Here is a 16,680-nt window from a genome sequence, read left to right as displayed (position 1 = left end):
GCTCTAGTACGGAGCCCATCATGACCCAGAACCTGCAAACAATCACCCTGGGCGGCGGGTGCTTTTGGTGCACTGAAGCCGTGTTCGACCGCGTTCGTGGCATCACCGACGTGGAAAGTGGCTACACCAACGGCCACACCATCAACCCCAGCTACGAACAGATCTGCCAGGGCGACACAGGCCATGCCGAGGTGGTGCGCCTGACGTTTGATGCACATGCGATCAGCCTCCAGGAGATTCTGGAAATCTTCTTCCACACCCACGACCCGACCACGCTTAACCGCCAGGGTAACGATGTGGGCACGCAGTACCGCAGCGGCGTTTACTTTGACAATGCCGAGCACGGCGAAATCGCCTGCAACATGATCCGCCAGATGTCGCAAGACAAGATCTTTGGCGCGCCCATCACCACCGAGGTCAAGCCGTTGGCCAACTACAGCACCGCAGAGGCCTACCACCAGGATTACTTTGCCAAGCACCCAGGGGCCGGATACTGCGCCTTTGTGGTCGGGCCCAAGGTCGAGAAATTTCGCAAGACGTTTTCTCGGTTTTTGAAAGGCTGAGGTGCGCCGTTGCCTTGTGCACGCCCGACAGGATGTCAGCGCCCGTGCGCGCGTCGCGGCTGCGCTCACCACGGCAGTCGAGGTCGGGTGGGCGCTTGGGGGTAAGCCTGACACCGTCGATGATCAAAATGCCGGTCTATAGCTACACATTTCCTGATGCGGTCAGTCCTAGCTATCTGCCGCTGTATCTCTTGCTGGCGTTTTTTATCTTCGGCTTTACTTTGATAAGAACCCGTGATGGTCGAGGTATGGCCTTAGGGGTGTTCCACCTTTTCGTGGTCCTCACTTTTTTTGCATTGATTTCGCTGTGGTTTTTTTACTATCAGGGCGGCACCCATCGATTTCACACCCTGGAAGCATCGAGCAAAGAAATTCGCCTGTTTTTTTCTCAAGGGGGAGATGCTGTGTTGATACCCCGATCGAATATCGCAGCGCTGACATTTGGTCTTGAAAACCCAGTTCGATCCAACCGAACCTGGTGTTACCTGCAGGTCTCGACCCATTCGGGTCAGCGCTATGTCAGTCAAAACCATCCGGGGCAGGACTGCAAGGCATACCGTCAACAAATCATGCAGGTGTTGGCTCTTTGAATTTACCCTGTATCGCCTGAGTGGTGGCGATGCATTCCCGCAGCAAGTGTGCGGACGATGCAAGCAGGTGTGCGACCACGGTCATAATGCAATCGAATTGCGTTTTTAAGCCTGCCGCCTCCGCTTGCTCCTGCCTGCACCATGCTGCCCGTTGCACCTGATTCCGTTCGGCCTTGGATGCTGCCCTCTGGCATGCGGGCCACCCGCGCCACGCGTGCGCTGGGCGATCTGTATGCATTGCGACCGGACGCGGCGCTGTCGGAGCAAGAGGTGGAGGCAGCCCTGGCCAGTGCCGGCACCCTGGTGAACAGGGTGACGGTGTATCGCCTGCTCGACCGCTTTGCAGCGGCGGGCCTGCTGGTCAAGCAGGTGGATGCCAGCCGCGTGACGCGCTACGCGCTTGCCCCGCAAGGCGTCGATGGCGCCACCCCCCGCTTTGAGTGCGACGACTGCCATCGGCAGTTCCGCCTGTCCGAAGGGGTGGACACGGTGCAGTCTGCGCTCAGCCCGCTGCTGCAGGCTCTGGCCACGGCGGGGCACGAAGGTCTGGCAGTGCAGATTGCGGTACGGGGGCGTTGCGCGGGCTGCGCGCACCCCGTCGAGGGCAGCGCCCCATGATCCGCACGCGGGGCCTGGCCTACACCTACGCCGGAACGGGCGTGGAACTGCGCTTTCCGGACCTGGACCTGCAGCAAGGCGGCACGCTGCTGCTGCGCGGCCGCTCGGGGTCGGGCAAATCGACCTGGCTGGCACTGATGGCCGGGCTGCGGGGGGCCGGCAGCGGCGACCTGTTCGTCGCGGGCACGCAGTTGGGCACGCAGCGGGGCAGCGAGATTGATGCCTGGCGCGCACGCTGCATCGGCTTTCTGCCCCAAAAGCTCTACCTGAGCAGCGCGCTCACCGTGGCCGACAACCTGGGGCTAGTGTATTTTGCTGCCGGGCTGCCGCGCGATGATGCGGCCATTGCCCGGGCGCTGGCGCAGGTGGGCATGGCCGAACTGGCCGGGCGCTGGCCGCAGCAGTTGTCGGGCGGCCAGGCGCAGCGCGTGGCGCTGGCGCGCGCCGTGCTGCTGGCACCCGAGGTGCTGCTGGCCGACGAGCCCACCGCCAGCCTGGACGACGAGGCCGCCGCAGACGCGCTGGCGCTGCTGTGCCAGAGCGCCGCCGCCTGCCATGCCAGCCTGGTCATAGCCACCCATGACCAGCGCGTGGTGCAGGCCCTGCCAGACGCACAGACGCTGGATCTCAATCAAATCATGCCGTTACGCACGCCGGACGGGACTTGTTAGCTATGAAAAACATAGTAAAGCTTGCCCGACTCGCGTGGCGCTACCTGTGGTCGCGGCCGCTGGCGGCAGTGCTGAACCTGCTGGTGCTCACGCTGGGCCTGAGCGCCATCACCCTGGTGCTGCTGGTGTCCACGCAGCTCGACGAGGCCTTTGAGCGCGACCTGGACGGAATCGATCTGGTGGTGGGTGCCAAGGGCAGCCCGCTGCAGCTCATCCTGGCGGGCGTGTTTCACATCGATGCGCCCACGGGCAACATTCCGCTGCGCGAGGTGCAGGCGCTGCAAGCCAACCCCAGCGTGGCGCAAGTGATTCCGCTCAGCCTGGGCGACAGCTACCGCGGCTATCGCATCGTAGGCACCACGCCAGACTACGTGCAGCACTACGCGGCCGCGCTGGCCGAAGGCGCGCTGTGGCAGCAGCCCATGGACGCCGTGCTGGGTGCCACCGTAGCGCGCGGCATCGTGCGGGCAGACCACGCCGGGGCGTCGCTGGTCGGTGCGACCTTTGTGGGCAGCCATGGCCTGGGCGGGGGAGGGCATGCCCATGGCAACCACCCCTACCGCGTGAGCGGTGTCCTCAAGCCCTGCGGCTGCGTGCTGGACCGGCTGATCCTCACCAGCACCGAATCGGTGTGGATGGTGCATGAAACCGAGATGGCCACCGACGCCGAAGACCTGGCCCTGCTCCAACAGGAGCGGGAAGTCACCGTGGCGCTGGTGCGCTACCGTACACCGCTGGCGGCGGTCGCACTGCCGCGGCAGATCAACAGTGGCACCTCCATGCAGGCGGCAGCCCCGGCCATCGAGGTCACGCGCCTGCTGCGCCTGCTGGGCGTGGGGGCCGATGTGCTGCGCGCCTTTGGCGGTGTGCTGCTGGCCGTGGCGGCGCTCAGCGTATTCATTGCGCTGTGGAATGCCGTGCGTGAACGCCGCGCAGACCTGGCCATGCTGCGCATGCTGGGCGCGCCCCCGGGCCGGGTCGCGGGGCTGGTGCTGTGGGAGGCCCTGTGGCTGGCAATCATCGCGTCTGCCCTGGGGCTGCTGCTGGGCCACACGCTGGCCCATGGCCTGGGCTGGGCCTTGCAGGCGCAGGGCCTGCTGCCCGTGACCGGCCTGGTGTGGCTGCCCGCCGAGGCGGGCGTTCCGCTGCTGGCCGGGCTGGTGGCCGCGCTGGCAGCGCTGCTGCCAGCCATGCAGGCCTACCGCACCGATGTGGCCGACCTGCTGGGCCAGACATGACCGTGCAGTGCCCTTCTCCACCTCTGCCCATGCGTGGGCGTCACGGCGTGCCAGCGCTGGCGCGCCGTGCCCCTGTCATCACGATCAACCCTTGAACGAAAGCCAAACCATGAAAAAACATCTTCTAGCATCCCTTGTTGCGGCCCCTTTGCTGCTGGCCGCTGCGCTGGCGCACGCGCAAAACGCCCACTCCGACAAGGAGATTAAGGCCGACATCGAGCGCCATCGGGCCATGGCCGCTGCGCACGAGGCCGCCGCCAAATGCCTCGAATCAGGCAAGGGCCACGATACCTGTCAGAAGGAACTCCAGGCGGCCTGCAAGAATCTGGCCATCGGCAAGTACTGCGGCATGCGCCACGCGCACTGACGACTGACCAGCCACCCAGGCCTGCCACTTCCATCATCGCCCCACCCGAGGACTGCCCATGACAAGCTCGCCCCACGCAGCACCCCCCCACGGCGGCCAGCCATGGCCCAGGCGCCCGCATGGCTTTGCCCGGGCCGGGGCAAGGCAGGCGGCTGGCGCACGCGTGCAAATCACGGCCTTCGCGCTGGCCCTGCTGGCCGGGCTGGCGGGCGCGAGTCAGGCGCAGAGCCCCTCCGGCACCGCCAAGGGCACCCCCCCCGCAACGCCGCCGGTGGTGCTCAGCTCGCCGCTGCCGCCCGGTGCGGGCGGGAGCCCGCCAGCCGGTGTGCCTGCCGGATCGGGGGCGGGGTTTCACAGCCCCAACAGCCCGATTGCGCCACTGCCTGACCGTAACGACGTGGTGCCCTGGTCGGTGCTGACCGACCTGACCAAGAAAACCACCCGGGACAGCATCGTCCCCGTGTTCAACGACGCCCAAAAGGGCCTGGACAAAACGGTGCAGCGCATCCAGGGCTTCATGATGCCGATGAACGCGCGCGCCACCCAAACGCACTTCCTGCTCACCTCGGTGCCGCTGACCTGCTCGTTTTGCATGCCCGGCGGCCCGGAAAGCATGGTCGAGGTCAAGGCCAAAACGCCGGTGCGCTATTCGCTGGAGCCCGTGGTGGTGGAGGGCCGCTTCACGGTGCTCACCAACGACCCATATGGCCTGTTCTACCGCATGGTGGATGCCGTGCCGGTGAAGTAGGGGGCAAAAGAAAAGGCTCTGGTCGCTGAGAAACCGCTCCCCATGGGCTGCGGCGGTCGGCCGCCGGGCGCGCACCGGCCGGATGCAGCTTGCGGGCCACCGCCTGCGCGCAGACGGCGCTGCCCATGCACGCGGCCCGCTTCGGCCAAAATCCAGCATCTTCGCGTTGACTTCAAGCGCGTGCAGTTCTCTGGCCGCAGGCTCAGGGTTTTCGCCATCGGTGTCCGGCAGCGGGCACCCGTCAGGCGCTTGCCCTGCGGGGGCTGCGCGTGCTTTCCTTGCCCTGAACTCGCCCGTTTTCACCTCGCTGCTGCCGGTCATCCTGTTCATCGCCATCGGCTTTCTGGTGGGGCGGCGCGGCTGGATTCGTGCGGAGGCGGTCAAGGACCTGTCCAACCTCGTTTTCATGGTGCTCACGCCCGCGCTGCTGTTTCGCACCATGAGCACGGTGCGCGTCGAGAACCTCGACTTTGGCCCGGTGGGCATCTACTTTGTGGCGTTTGGCCTGGTGTACGCAGCCACGCTGGCGGTGCAGGGCTTTTCCAGCCTGGGCGCGGCGCGGGCGCTGGCCAACACCTTCAGCAACTCGCTGATGATTGGCGTGCCGCTGGTCGCGCTGGTGTTTGGCGATGCCGGACTGGTGACGCTGTTTACGCTGATTTCGGTGCACTCGCTCATGTTGCTGACTGCGGCGACGGTGGTGTTTGAGCTGGCCGCTGCGCGCGAGCATGCGGGCCGATCCGGTGGGCCGCAGCAGGCCTTGTGGCGCACGGTGCTGCAGGCGGTGCGCAATGGCATCCTGCACCCGGTGCTGCTGCCCATCATCGCGGGCCTGCTGCTTGCCCAGACCGGGCTGGCGGTGCCACCGGTGCTGGACAAGCCCTTGCTGCTCCTAGGCCCCATGGCGCTGCTGCTGGTGGGCGTGACGCTGGCATGGACCCGGGTGGGCCGCCAGTTCAGGGCGGCGCTGCGCATTGCGCTGGTCAAGTGCGTGGCGCACCCCATGGTGCTGGCGGCACTGGGATGGGCGCTGGGTTGGTCGGGCTTGCCGCTGGCGGTGATGATCGTGGCGGCATCGCTGCCCGTGGGGGCCAACGTGTTCCTGTTTGCCCAGCGCTATGGCGTGGCCCAAGAGGAGGTGACGGCCAGCGTGGCGGTGTCCACCGCGCTGGGGCTGGTGACCATGCCCTTGGTGATCCTGGCCGTGACGCGGTGGGTGGTGTAGGGGCGGGCGCCTCCGACATCGGAAAACATCGGCCGCTCAGTCAGCACCCCGGGTGGTTTGGCTTAACCAACTTGCCAAAAATAAACCAAGTTGGTTAATATACATCGTGAAAAAGCCAACCCCTCATTGCAAATTGCCCGTCGTCAAAGCCTTGGTGGAGGCTGGCAAGGTACGCACCACGCACGCTGCGCGTGCCGCGCAATGGATTTGGGCCTTGCCTTTTCCGACATGCTGGCGGTGGTGATGGCACTCAGACCAGCAGACTTTTACAAGAGCATGACCACCCACGCCGATCACACGGTATGGCAAGACGTGTACCGCCCCCGCACGCAGGCGGGCGACGTGTACCTGAAACTGACGGTCATGGATGGCTTCCTGATCGTGTCCTTCAAGGAGCTATGACCATGAAATGCCCTGTTTGCGGCGCTGCGGAACTCATCCACGACACCCGTGACCTGTCCTATACCTATAAAGGTGAAACAACCGTCATTGCAGCAGTGACGGGCGATTTCTGCCCAGCCTGCGCTGAGTCGATCCTGGATGCGGCGGAGTCGAACCGAGTCATGCAAGAAATGCGCGTTTTCTCCAAGCAGGTGAATGCGGCCATCGTCGATCCGGGCTTCATTGCAAACGTGCGTAAGAAGCTCGATCTTGACCAGCGCGAAGCCGCAGAAATCTTTGGTGGGGGCATCAATGCCTTCTCGCGCTACGAGAACGACAAAACCAAGCCACCGCTGGCCCTGGTCAAGCTGTTCAAACTGCTGGATCGCCACCCCGATCTGCTCAGCGAGATCAGAGCCGCATGATCTGCCCGAATCTCGCCGTTGCCCGCCTCTGGCGTGTTTGACTTTCCAGAACCTTCTGAACGCGTCGTGCCTGCGCTACATCGCCCTCTCAGAAAGGTGTCTCACAGACCATCGTTTGTTGGAAACCTGAGAGAGCGACTGTGTCCGATGTCTGAAACGACCGGCGCATGCGGCGCGTCCCCGCAGCCGATGTCCGCCCGCGGACGGCGGGCTGCCCGCCGTGGCTATTGCCAGAGGGCTGCCAGGGTTCAGGGCGCCAGGCGTTCGCGCACCCAGTCGCTGCCCTCGGGCCGGTAGCGCAGCCGGTCGTGCAGGCGGCTCTTGCGGCCCTGCCAGAACTCCCACTGGTCGGGCTTCAAGCGATACCCGCCCCAGTGCGGCGGGCGCGGCGGCTGGAGCATGAATTGCGCGCCGTACTTGGCGGCGTTGGCCACCAGCACCCCACGGCCGCTGATGACCTGACTTTGCGGGCTGGCCCAGGCGCCGATGCGCGAATCCAGCGGGCGGCTGTGAAAATACGCGTCGCTTTCCTCGTCGCTGACTTTTTCGACCACGCCCTCGATGCGGACCACCCGTTCCAATTCCACCCAGTGGAACTGCAGCGACGCGTAGGGGTTGCCCGCTAGCTCGCGGCCTTTGCGGCTGTCGTAGTTGGTAAACCAGACAATGCCGCGCGCGTCATAGCCCTTGATGAGCACCACGCGCGTGCTGGGTCGCAGGTTGCTGCCCACGGTGGCCAGCGTCATGGCGTTGGGCTCGGGCACTTCGGCGCTGATGGCTTGCTGGAGCCACTGGTCAAACTGCTGCAGGGGGTCTGCAAGCGAGGCGTCTTCGTTCAGTTCGGCACGCTCGTAGCTTTTGCGAAGGTCGGCAATGGAGGAGTTCATGGGCACCATTGTGCAATGCGCGACTTGCCTGGGCACCGGGCCACGAGACTGCGGAACACAGTGCGTGGAAAGCGACAGACGTAGTCTTGTGGCGGTGGATCGCCTGGCAACCGGGGCCGGGTCAGGCCAGCGTATGCAGCGGGATGTCGTGCGCCGTGGCCAGTGCATCGAGCTGCGCGCGCGTCTGGCCAGCAAGAAACTGCGCGATGGCCTCGTGCGTGGCGGCTGCGCGCAGTACCTGCGGGTCTCCAGTGGCTGGCAAACCGGCCGCGGCGCAGAGCCTGGCGGCAAAGTGCGGCTCCAGCGCCGCCACGGCCACGCGGCCATCGGCGCAGGGATAGATGCGGTAGCCCGCATGGTGGCCGCCGACATCGCCTGCGGGCGTGGTCAGGCCCCAGTCGCGTGGCTGGGCCAGCCAGGCGGCGGCGGCGGCCAGTGCCACGTCCATGCAGACACCTGTGCCCGTGTGCGCGCGCTCGAGCAGCGCCTGCAGCACCGCCTCGCTGGCCATCAGCGCGCCGCCCATGTCGGCATACAGGGTGGGCGGCATGTCGGTGCCGGTCACCAGCCCGGCGTCGGCCAGGTAGGTCAGGTCGTGGCCGGGCTCCTCGGCCCGCTGGCCCGCCGCGCCCACGATGCGCACCAGCGACAGGCGCGGGTATCGCGCGTGCAGGGTGTCCCAGCCCAGCCCGAGCTTGTGAAGCGCTGACGGGCGAAACGAGGTGATGAGCACATCGGTGGCGGCCAGTTCGTCGTGCAACAGGGCCTGGCCTTCGGCGGTTTTGAGGTGGGCATGGATCACGCGCACACCGCCGTGCAGCGTGGCATAGGCCGCAGGGCTGTAGAGGCTCATGGGGTCTGCGCTGGAGTGGCCGGGTGCGGGCGGGGGTTCGAGCTTGGTGCACAGCGCCCCCATGCGTGCGCAGCGCATCAGGGCGGCGGGGCCGGGCAGGTTGAGCGCAAGGCTCAGAATGCGGATCGTGCGCAGGGGTTGGGGCAGGGCGGAGGGCATGGTCAGTGGTGCAATGTGCAGGGCTGCGGGCGTATCTGGAGGTTCTCCGCGACGGTGGCGATGCGGCATTTGATGATTAAAAGACCCGTTTACGCACGCCTTGATTGACTTCAATGCTATCAAATAAGTAGCAATGTGCATCCGGTCATACCGGCACGGTGTAGTTCAGCGTCATGCGCCCGCCGTCCACCGTCACGATCTCGCCGGTGACATAGCTGGCGGCATCGCTGGCCAGCCAGGCCACCACATCGGCGATCTCGGAGGGTTCGCCCAGGCGCTTCATGGGGGTGCGGCTCAGGATCTTTTGTTTCGCCTCGTCGCTGGTCAGCACCGCCCTGGCAGCGAGTTCCGTCGCGATGGTGCCGGGGGCTACCGCATTCACGCGGATATGACGGTCGGCCAGGGCCAGGGCCATCACGCGGGTGAGCTGGTTGATGCCGCCTTTGCTGACGTTGTAGCTCGCGATGTTGGGGATGGCCAGCACGCCATTGACCGAGCTCATGTTGACGATCGATCCGCCGCCCGTGGACACCATCGCACGCGCCACGGCCTGGCCGACCAGAAACGCGCCTTTGAGGTTCACGCGCAGCACGGCGTCAAAGTCAGCTTCCGTCACATCCAGAAAATCTGCCGCGCGAAAAATGCCCGCGTTGTTGACCAGCACGTCGATCCGACCATGCGCCGCAAGTGCCTGGGCCACCATCGCATCGACCTGCGGCTTGTCGCCCACGTCGCAGTGGACATACAGCGCGCCCAGTTCGCCAGCCAGGGCCTGTCCGCGCGCATCGTCCACATCGGCAATGATGAGTTTGGCGTTTTCTGCGGCCAACCGACGCACACAGGCTTCGCCAATACCCTGGGCACCCCCGGTAACGATGCAGACGCGGCCCTGGTGGCCAAAGTGGATGTCGCGGGTAACAGCGGCCTGGGGCTTGGAATCGATGGTCATAGCAAGCAATGGTAGCGGCTGGACCGCAAGCCTTCACAGCATGCGCTCTGCCAAGTTGCCGAGATTGAATTAGATACGATGTATATTATGTTAAGTCTTTAAATGAACAATGGCCCGGAAACCCGGCCGGCCCAACCTTGCTCCGCCGGCTGGCTCACACCGTGTCCGAATGTTCCTCCAGCGTGAGCACCACGGGCTGAGACCACAGCATTGCCAGATCTTGGGCTGTCGCCGGCCGCCCGAACAGATAGCCCTGCAACTCGTCAACACGCAGCTCGCGCAGGATCTGCGCCTGGTCCTGGGTTTCAACGCCCTCGGCCAACACCTGCTTGTTGAGCGCCTTGGCAAGCGCGACGATGGCTGTGGCGACGGCACGGGCTGAGTGTTCTGTGCCAAACGCCTGCACGAACGTCTTGTCAATCTTGAGCGTATCGAACGGCAGCCGACTCAGATACTGCATGGACGAGTAGCCAACGCCGAAGTCATCCAGCGAAATCGAAATCCCGCTGGAGCGCAGCAGTGACAGGCGGGTTGCTGCGGCGTCAATGTTCTGGATGAGCGCTCCTTCTGTGATCTCCAGCTCCAGCGCTCCCGGGCCAACCTCCAGCTCGGTCATCAAGGCCTGAAGCTCACCCGGAAACCCCTCTTGCGCCAGTTGCAGGGGTGACAGGTTGACGGAAATGCTGCGGATAGGCACGCTTGCATCGGCTTGCCAGCGCATGAATTGTGTCAGTGCACGGCGCAAAACCCAGTGTCCCAGCTCGGGGATGAAGCCGCATTCTTCAGCGAGCGGAATGAAAACATCGGGCGAAATCAGGCCCTTTTCGGGGTGCCGCCATCGCAACAGCGCCTCGACCGACCCCATCTGGTGGTTGCGCACATCCACCCTTGGCTGATAGACCACAAACATCTGTTCGCGTTTGAGGGCCTGGCGCAGATCGTCGCGCATGCTCAGTCGATCAGCGAGTTGTGCCGCCAGCGAATACTCAAACTCCACAAACCTGTTGCGCCCTGCGCCCTTTGCGGAGTACATGGCCGTGTCGGCGTGCTTGAGCAAATCATCATGCGTGGCGCCATGCTCCGGAAACAGCGCCAGGCCCAGGCTGGCAGTAACGGCCACCGTATGCCGCGCCACGAAGAACGGGGCCTGTAGCGCGTGCATGATCGACGCGGCATCGGCCTGCAGGTTTGCCGAAGCGTCCCGCGGCAGCAAGAACACGAATTCGTCACCACCCGGGCGCGCCATGGCGAGCGCATGGCCGCCGATGCTGGCGCGCATGCGCCGGGCGACTTCTTCCAGGGCGCGGTCACCGGCATCGTGACCGTAGGCATCGTTGATTTCCTTGAAGCCATCGAGGTCCATGTACACCACCGCGAAGCCGTGCGTCACCACGTCCGCATCGCCCGCAGGAGGGGTGTGTTGCCGCACCAGCCGGTTGATCGTCTCTACCAACCCGAACCGGTTGAGCAGACCCGTGAGGCTGTCCTGGACGGAGCGCCGTTGCAGCTCCTGCTCATGCTCTTGCGCATGCAATGCCACTGCCAGGCGCTGGCGAAACGCGGCGATTTCGCGCCCCGCGCTTTCATCGGGCGCCGGCGGGCGCTCCAGACGCAGCCAGACGCGCTGGGTCTGTGTATTGGCAATGAGCAAATCGTGAAACTCGACGGGTTCGATGCACGTGAGCGCACCGCGGACCTCAGGAGCGCTAGCCTGAACCTCACGCGGTGCCTGCACCTGGCTCTGCTGCAATGATCCATCGGACCCCAGCGCCAGTGCTGTGGGCCGCGCCTCCGAGTGGGGCCATTGCACCACGCACGCATGCCCCACCACGGAGCGCTCGCGCAGATGGGCCAGCATCAAGCCCGCCACTTCGCCAAAGGACCGCTGCTCAATGATTGCCTGATCCATCTGCGCGAGCAGCCTGAACAAATTCAGGTCGCGCCCCACTTCCTCTGTCATGGCGTTGAACGAATCCGCAAGGTCTTTGAATTCGTTGCTGCGGTCTTCAATGACCACCCTTTGGGAGAAATCTCCTTTCAGCACGGCACGGGTGCCCGCTGTCAGGGCGTCCAGCGGGCGCGTGACCCGGCGCAGCACCACCGAGCTGCAAATGATTGCCAGCAACAACGCAATCGCCGACACATTGCCGATCAGCGCGGCGAGGCTCAACGGTAGAAACTGGCCAATGTCGGGTTGCTGGGATGCTGTAACCGTCCAGTTTGCAGCCTGAAAATAGGGCTTGAACAATATCTCTCGCTCAACGCGAATGGATTGCGGCCCTTGCTCTTCCACGCCCTGGCACACCGGACGGGCAAACTGCTCGCCGGACACGCAGACGCGGTGCGTTCCGGACTGGGCGTTTTCCCACAGGTAATCCGACGCGAACCGCGCCCGCACCATGTTGGGCCCGCTGATCCCGGTCAGCTCGACCACCGGAAATCCATCGTCCCCCTGCCCCTCCAGCACGCGCAGGCTGCTCACGCCTCCGGACCCGTCTGCTCCCTCGGGAGCATGCCGGGTTTCGATGAGCGTGAAAAACTGGGCGAGCCGTTCATCGAGTTCGATGACGCTGCCATGCGACGAGCGCGGCTCCTGCACATGAATGAGCAGCAGGCCTTCGGCGGTGCGCAGGCGGTCAAGGAGGTGACGTCCCACCGCTTTGGCCAGATCCCTGCTGGAGTCTGCGGCGGATTCGCGCAACATGTAGTCGCCCAACTGGTAGGCCAGCAGCGACACCACCCCCAGCGGGACCGCAATGAGCACAAAGACAATCGCGAACAGCTTGCGGCCAACACGGCTTTGCAGGATCGCATGTGCCATGTTCAGCCGCATTTAATAGTCCTTGGCTACGCCGATGAAACCGCCATTGTTGGCGCGAATGATGTCGTCCCGGCTGTGGTTGGCAGTCAACGGCGTTTGACTTTTTTTATCGGGGCCGTGGCTGTAGAGGTCGTAGTCGCTGTTGAGCGGATGAAGATTCTTGTCCTTGCGTATCTTGCCGATCTTGGCGCCCTCGATGGGAAGGTACGCATACGGTGTACCCCAGGGGTCGATGCGAGCTTCACCGATCTCGGCCAGACTGCTGGGATACCGGTTATTGACCAGGAAATACCGTTCCAGCGCGATGCTGATTTCCTGAATGTCCCGCTTGGCAGTCAAGATATCCTTTTTTTCGGAACCGAAGCGATGGGTCGGCACGGCCAACGACACGAGCAGCCCGACCAGCGCCACCGCAATCAACATCTCGAGCAGCGTGATCCCGAGCACATACCAGACAGACCGCTGCAGTGGTGGGCTGTTCATCGGTCTTCACTCTCGTGAGTGCCAGCGACAACCAATGCGGAGCGACAAGCACCGATCAGCAGACGCGGCGCGTGGGGCGCGTGCATTTTTTGGCCATAACGTTTTGTTGCAAACGGATCATAAACCCTGGATAGCGATTATCCTAGGAGCCTGTCAGACTTGGAGCGTCGAGAGCGAAAATCGGCCCCAGCGAGGACAGTTTTTGCCGAATTTGCAGCCCCATAGCCGAGCTATGGGGCAAAAAAGGCGGTTAAAAATGGACCGCTGCGGTCGGTTTGCAGCCGACGATTTCCAAGTCCGACAGGCTCCTAGAGAAGCTCTGCAAAACCCTCGCGAGGATGCGCGGGTGCGGATCGGGATAGGCCACAGGGCGCTTTTCTTGCCCGCCGTCACGCTATGGGCAAAATTCGTTGCGGCAGCCCGTTGAAGTGGGGCGGAGAGCGCGTCGCCCATGCCAAAGCCACCCCCTATCGACTCTGGATGCATCTGCGGCGCCTCGGTTGGGCTTGGTGATGGGCGCAGGTCAGTTGCTGACCGAGCGCCCTGCCCCCACCCCATCCATCACCCACATCCCGACCGCCATCGCCAATACGAACACCATGGCCTGGGCCTGGCCGGATGCAGCCGACACGATCGCCGGGCCAGGGCAAAAGCCCGCGATGCCCCAGCCGATTCCAAACGCCAGGCTGCCCAGCACCAACCGGCGATCGATGTCGCGCGCGGTGGGCATGTGCATGGCTCCGCCCAGAAAACTCTGTGTGCGGCGGCGGGCCACTGCAAAGGCAAAGACACCCACGCCGATGGCCCCGCCCATCACGAACGCCAGGGAGGGGTCCCACGGGCCGGCCAGGTCGAGAAAACCGAGCACTTTGCCGGGATCCGTCATGCCCGAGATGATGAGCCCGAGCCCAAACAGCAGCCCGACCACGAATTCAGAGATGCGATGCTTCATGATGATTCTGGGAGAGTGCATGGTCGCATTCAGCGAAGCACATGCCGGACAACAAAGACGGTGGCAAAACCCGCGCCCATGAAGGCGAGGGTCGCTACCAGCGAGCGCGGGGACAGACGCGACAGCCCGCATACCCCGTGGCCGCTGGTGCAACCCGACCCGTAACGGGTGCCAGCGCCCACCAGCAACCCGGCCAGCACCACCATGCCCCACCCGGCATCCACCCGAGCCTGGATCGGGCCCGCGAATACCTGGTAGAGCCAGGGCGCGGCCAGCATGCCCAGCACAAACGCCAGGCGCCAGCCCACATCCCCCGCGCGCGGGCGCAGCAGCCCGCCCACGATGCCGCTGATGCCCAGGATGCGGCCGTTGAACAGTATGAACAGCGCTGAGGCAACGCCCAGCAGCACCCCGCCGCCCAGGGCAGCCCAGGGAGTGAATTGGTTCCAGTCGATCATCATGCGTGGGTTCCCCCGGCGGCTAGGTTGCGCTGCCTGGCGCGTCGCAAAACTGCTCAAACAGCACATTCATCACGGCCAAAGCCTGCGGGCTGGCGATTTGGTAGTAGATGTTTTTGCCGTCGCGGCGGGTGCTGACGAGACCCTCCTCACGCAAGACGGCCAGTTGCTGCGACAAGGTGGGCTGGCTGATGCACACAAGTTCTTCCAGCTCGCCCACCCTTTTTTCGCCCTGCATGAGCTGGCAAAGCAGCAACAGACGGTCGGGGTTGGACAGCACTTTCATCAACCGGCAGGCACGGTCGGCCGACTGACGGATGGTGTTAAGGTCAATGGAGGTCTCGGCAAGCACAGGGCAGCTTTCTTTTTAGACTTGTTCGGCACAGTATATTTACAAACAATCTATTTGTAAATAAACTATTGAAAAATAAACCGACCATAACGGAGCGCGCAGAATGAACCCACTGATTCAGGCCTTTTTCGACGAAGCAACATGGACCGTGAGCTACGTCGTCTACGACGCGCCGGGTGGGCATTGCGCGGTGGTGGACTCGGTGCTCGACTACGATCCCAAGTCGGGGCGCACCCGCACGCGGTCGGCCCAGCGGGTGATTGACTTTGTGCAGAGCCAGGGGCTGACCGTCGCATGGATTCTGGAAACGCATGCCCATGCAGACCACCTGTCGGCCGCGCATTACCTGCGCGACACCTTGGGCGGCCAAATCGCCATTGGGAGGGGTATTACCCAGGTCCAGACCGTCTTCAAGGGCATCTTCCACCTGGAGAGTGACTTTGATACCGACGGTAGCCAGTTTGATCATCTGCTGCGCGACGGCGAGGCGTTCCGCATCGGACAGCTCACGGCACGCGCACTGGCCGTGCCCGGCCATACGCCCGCTTGCATGGCCTATCAGGTGGGAGACGCCGTGTTTGTGGGCGACACCCTTTTCATGCCCGACGTGGGCTCTGCGCGCTGCGACTTCCCCGGTGGCGATGCCCACGCGCTGTACCAGTCCGTGCGCAGGCTGCTGGCCTTGCCGCCCGAGACGCGTCTTTTCATGTGCCACGACTACCCGCCGCCGGGCCGCGCCCCTGCCTGGGAAACCACCGTGGCGGCACAGCGAGCCCACAACATCCATCTGCATGACGGTGTCACCGAAGACACGTTTGTGGGCCTGCGCCAACGGCGCGACGCCACGCTGGAGATGCCGGTGCTGATCCTGCCCTCGGTGCAGGTGAACATTCGCGCAGGCGAGATGCCCCCGCCCGAAAGCAACGGCGTCAGCTATCTGAAAATTCCGATCAACGCGCTGTGAGGCCGGCGTGTAAGCCCCCTGCCTTGCCCTGCCGCCCCATGGACCATCTCGGGCGAGCTTGCCGCCGGTGCCGCAGTGCCCCGGCGCATGCCCCGCTCGCATAAGCCATCAGCCCAGCTTCGCAATCACATCCGCCGGTGCCTGCACCAGCTCGATCAACACGCCCTCGCCCGCAATCGGAAATTCGTCGTTGCTCTTGGGGTGCAGGAACGTGATGTCGTAGCCCGCCGCCCCCTTGCGAATGCCGCCCGGGGCAAAGCGCACACCCCTGGCCATGAGCCACGCCACGGCTGCGGGCAGGTCGTCAATCCACAGGCCGATGTGGTTGAGCGGCGTGGTGTGTACGGCAGGTTTTTTGTGGATATCCAGCGGCTGCATGAGATCCACCTCGACCTTCAACGCGCCCTGGCCCATGGCCAGGATGTCCTCGTCCACGTTCTCGCGTTCGCTCTGGAAGCTGCCGGTCTGCGTGAGCCCCAGCATATCGACCCAGAGGGTCTTCATGCGCTGCTTGTCGGTGCCGCCCAGGGCCACCTGCTGGATGCCCAGCACTTTGAAGGGACGTTGTTCCTGTGCCATAAAATGCTCCTAGATTTGTAGCTATCAGCGCTTTTGCACCGTGCGCAACAGGCCAAAATGATTAAACCTAAAACCGGCAGTTGACCGCTTGTCATCTTGCCGCACACTGCGTGGACTCGGGCATTGCGTTGTTTTCGCCGCCTCACCTTGGGGGTGACAGCGCTATGCACTTGCCAGCACCGCTTTTGAAGCGCCATGCGGCGTTGGCAAATGCATCCAACTGCCGTTTTTAGGTTAAAAAAAAGGGCGCAATGCCCCTAGGAGCCTGTCGGACTTGGAGCGTCGAAAGCGAAAATCGGCGAGAGCGAGGACAGTTTTTGCCGAATTTGCAGCCCCATAGCCGAGCTATGGGGCAAAAAGGCGGTTAAAAATGGACCGCTGCGGTCGATTTGCAGCC

Annotated in this window: 19 protein-coding genes and 1 pseudogene; 11 read left to right on the top strand and 9 right to left on the bottom strand. The window is 63.9% G+C overall.

All coding sequences use genetic code 11. The features are described 5' to 3' along the window. Window positions 1-20: 20 nt before the first annotated feature. The 10 genes and pseudogenes from msrA (at window position 21) to ACK543_RS00420 (ending at window position 6,826) form a co-directional block, all read left to right on the top strand. A complete protein-coding gene (gene msrA, locus ACK543_RS00465; RefSeq protein WP_409940912.1) occupies window positions 21-563 on the top strand; it encodes a peptide-methionine (S)-S-oxide reductase MsrA in 543 nt (180 codons plus the stop codon). Between the two features lie 128 nt (window positions 564-691). Next, window positions 692-1,153 (top strand): hypothetical protein, encoded by a 462-nt coding sequence (locus ACK543_RS00460; protein ID WP_409940911.1) that lies wholly within the window; start codon window positions 692-694, stop codon window positions 1,151-1,153. A gap of 192 nt (window positions 1,154-1,345) precedes the next feature. After that, complete coding sequence (locus ACK543_RS00455; RefSeq protein WP_409940932.1) at window positions 1,346-1,771, top strand: Fur family transcriptional regulator; 426 nt, start codon at window positions 1,346-1,348, stop codon at window positions 1,769-1,771. Next, window positions 1,768-2,442: an ATP-binding cassette domain-containing protein gene (locus tag ACK543_RS00450; RefSeq protein ID WP_409940910.1), complete on the top strand. Its 675-nt coding sequence runs from the start codon at window positions 1,768-1,770 to the stop codon at window positions 2,440-2,442. The genes ACK543_RS00455 and ACK543_RS00450 overlap by 4 nt, the downstream gene beginning before the upstream one ends. Window positions 2,443-2,444: 2 nt before the next feature. Further along, window positions 2,445-3,680: an ABC transporter permease gene (locus tag ACK543_RS00445; protein ID WP_409940909.1), complete on the top strand. Its 1,236-nt coding sequence runs from the start codon at window positions 2,445-2,447 to the stop codon at window positions 3,678-3,680. A gap of 109 nt (window positions 3,681-3,789) precedes the next feature. Continuing rightward, the gene (locus tag ACK543_RS00440; protein WP_409940908.1) at window positions 3,790-4,047 is read left to right on the top strand and encodes a hypothetical protein; all 258 of its coding nucleotides are present in this window, start codon (window positions 3,790-3,792) and stop codon (window positions 4,045-4,047) included. Between the two features lie 58 nt (window positions 4,048-4,105). After that, window positions 4,106-4,795, top strand: a complete 690-nt coding sequence (locus ACK543_RS00435) for a hypothetical protein (RefSeq protein ID WP_409940907.1) — start codon at window positions 4,106-4,108, stop codon at window positions 4,793-4,795. Window positions 4,796-5,078: 283 nt separating this feature from the next. Further along, entirely contained in the window at window positions 5,079-6,020 is a 942-nt protein-coding gene (locus ACK543_RS00430) for an AEC family transporter (RefSeq protein WP_409940931.1), read from the top strand. Window positions 6,021-6,126: 106 nt separating this feature from the next. Beyond that, window positions 6,127-6,422 (top strand): annotated as a pseudogene (locus ACK543_RS00425) (type II toxin-antitoxin system MqsR family toxin). A gap of 2 nt (window positions 6,423-6,424) precedes the next feature. Then, window positions 6,425-6,826 carry a type II toxin-antitoxin system MqsA family antitoxin gene (locus tag ACK543_RS00420; RefSeq protein WP_409940930.1) on the top strand — a complete coding sequence of 134 codons (402 nt, stop codon included), beginning with the start codon at window positions 6,425-6,427 and terminating at the stop codon, window positions 6,824-6,826. A gap of 248 nt (window positions 6,827-7,074) precedes the next feature. On the opposite strand, the gene pdxH is transcribed toward ACK543_RS00420, so the two are convergent. From pdxH to ACK543_RS00380, 8 genes are all read right to left on the bottom strand, one after another. Then, the gene (gene pdxH, locus ACK543_RS00415) at window positions 7,075-7,713 is read right to left on the bottom strand and encodes a pyridoxamine 5'-phosphate oxidase (protein WP_409940906.1); all 639 of its coding nucleotides are present in this window, start codon (window positions 7,711-7,713) and stop codon (window positions 7,075-7,077) included. 121 nt (window positions 7,714-7,834) lie between these two features. Next, window positions 7,835-8,725: a CoA transferase gene (locus ACK543_RS00410; protein ID WP_409940905.1), complete on the bottom strand. Its 891-nt coding sequence runs from the start codon at window positions 8,723-8,725 to the stop codon at window positions 7,835-7,837. Window positions 8,726-8,870: 145 nt separating this feature from the next. Then, the gene (locus ACK543_RS00405) at window positions 8,871-9,674 is read right to left on the bottom strand and encodes an SDR family NAD(P)-dependent oxidoreductase (protein ID WP_409940904.1); all 804 of its coding nucleotides are present in this window, start codon (window positions 9,672-9,674) and stop codon (window positions 8,871-8,873) included. Window positions 9,675-9,828: 154 nt separating this feature from the next. After that, window positions 9,829-12,507: a putative bifunctional diguanylate cyclase/phosphodiesterase gene (locus ACK543_RS00400; protein WP_409940903.1), complete on the bottom strand. Its 2,679-nt coding sequence runs from the start codon at window positions 12,505-12,507 to the stop codon at window positions 9,829-9,831. Beyond that, window positions 12,508-12,978, bottom strand: coding sequence for a prepilin-type cleavage/methylation domain-containing protein (locus tag ACK543_RS00395; RefSeq protein WP_409940902.1), 471 nt, complete (start codon window positions 12,976-12,978; stop codon window positions 12,508-12,510). Window positions 12,979-13,501: 523 nt separating this feature from the next. Beyond that, complete coding sequence (locus ACK543_RS00390) at window positions 13,502-13,930, bottom strand: DUF6691 family protein (RefSeq protein ID WP_409940901.1); 429 nt, start codon at window positions 13,928-13,930, stop codon at window positions 13,502-13,504. Between the two features lie 29 nt (window positions 13,931-13,959). Further along, window positions 13,960-14,391 carry a YeeE/YedE family protein gene (locus tag ACK543_RS00385; protein ID WP_409940900.1) on the bottom strand — a complete coding sequence of 144 codons (432 nt, stop codon included), beginning with the start codon at window positions 14,389-14,391 and terminating at the stop codon, window positions 13,960-13,962. A gap of 19 nt (window positions 14,392-14,410) precedes the next feature. Continuing rightward, the gene (locus tag ACK543_RS00380; protein WP_409940899.1) at window positions 14,411-14,740 is read right to left on the bottom strand and encodes an ArsR/SmtB family transcription factor; all 330 of its coding nucleotides are present in this window, start codon (window positions 14,738-14,740) and stop codon (window positions 14,411-14,413) included. A gap of 103 nt (window positions 14,741-14,843) precedes the next feature. On the opposite strand from ACK543_RS00380, the gene ACK543_RS00375 reads away from it, so the two are divergent. Further along, the gene (locus ACK543_RS00375; RefSeq protein WP_409940898.1) at window positions 14,844-15,704 is read left to right on the top strand and encodes an MBL fold metallo-hydrolase; all 861 of its coding nucleotides are present in this window, start codon (window positions 14,844-14,846) and stop codon (window positions 15,702-15,704) included. Between the two features lie 108 nt (window positions 15,705-15,812). Here ACK543_RS00375 and ACK543_RS00370 read toward each other — a convergent pair whose 3' ends face one another. Beyond that, the gene (locus tag ACK543_RS00370) at window positions 15,813-16,283 is read right to left on the bottom strand and encodes a VOC family protein (RefSeq protein ID WP_409940897.1); all 471 of its coding nucleotides are present in this window, start codon (window positions 16,281-16,283) and stop codon (window positions 15,813-15,815) included. Window positions 16,284-16,680: the final 397 nt, after the last annotated feature.

Source organism: Acidovorax sp., from assembly GCF_046341535.1.
Taxonomy (GTDB): Bacteria; Pseudomonadota; Gammaproteobacteria; order Burkholderiales; family Burkholderiaceae_C; genus Acidovorax.
Note: the sequence above shows the minus strand (reverse complement) of the source record. Positions and strands in the feature narration are given on the sequence as shown.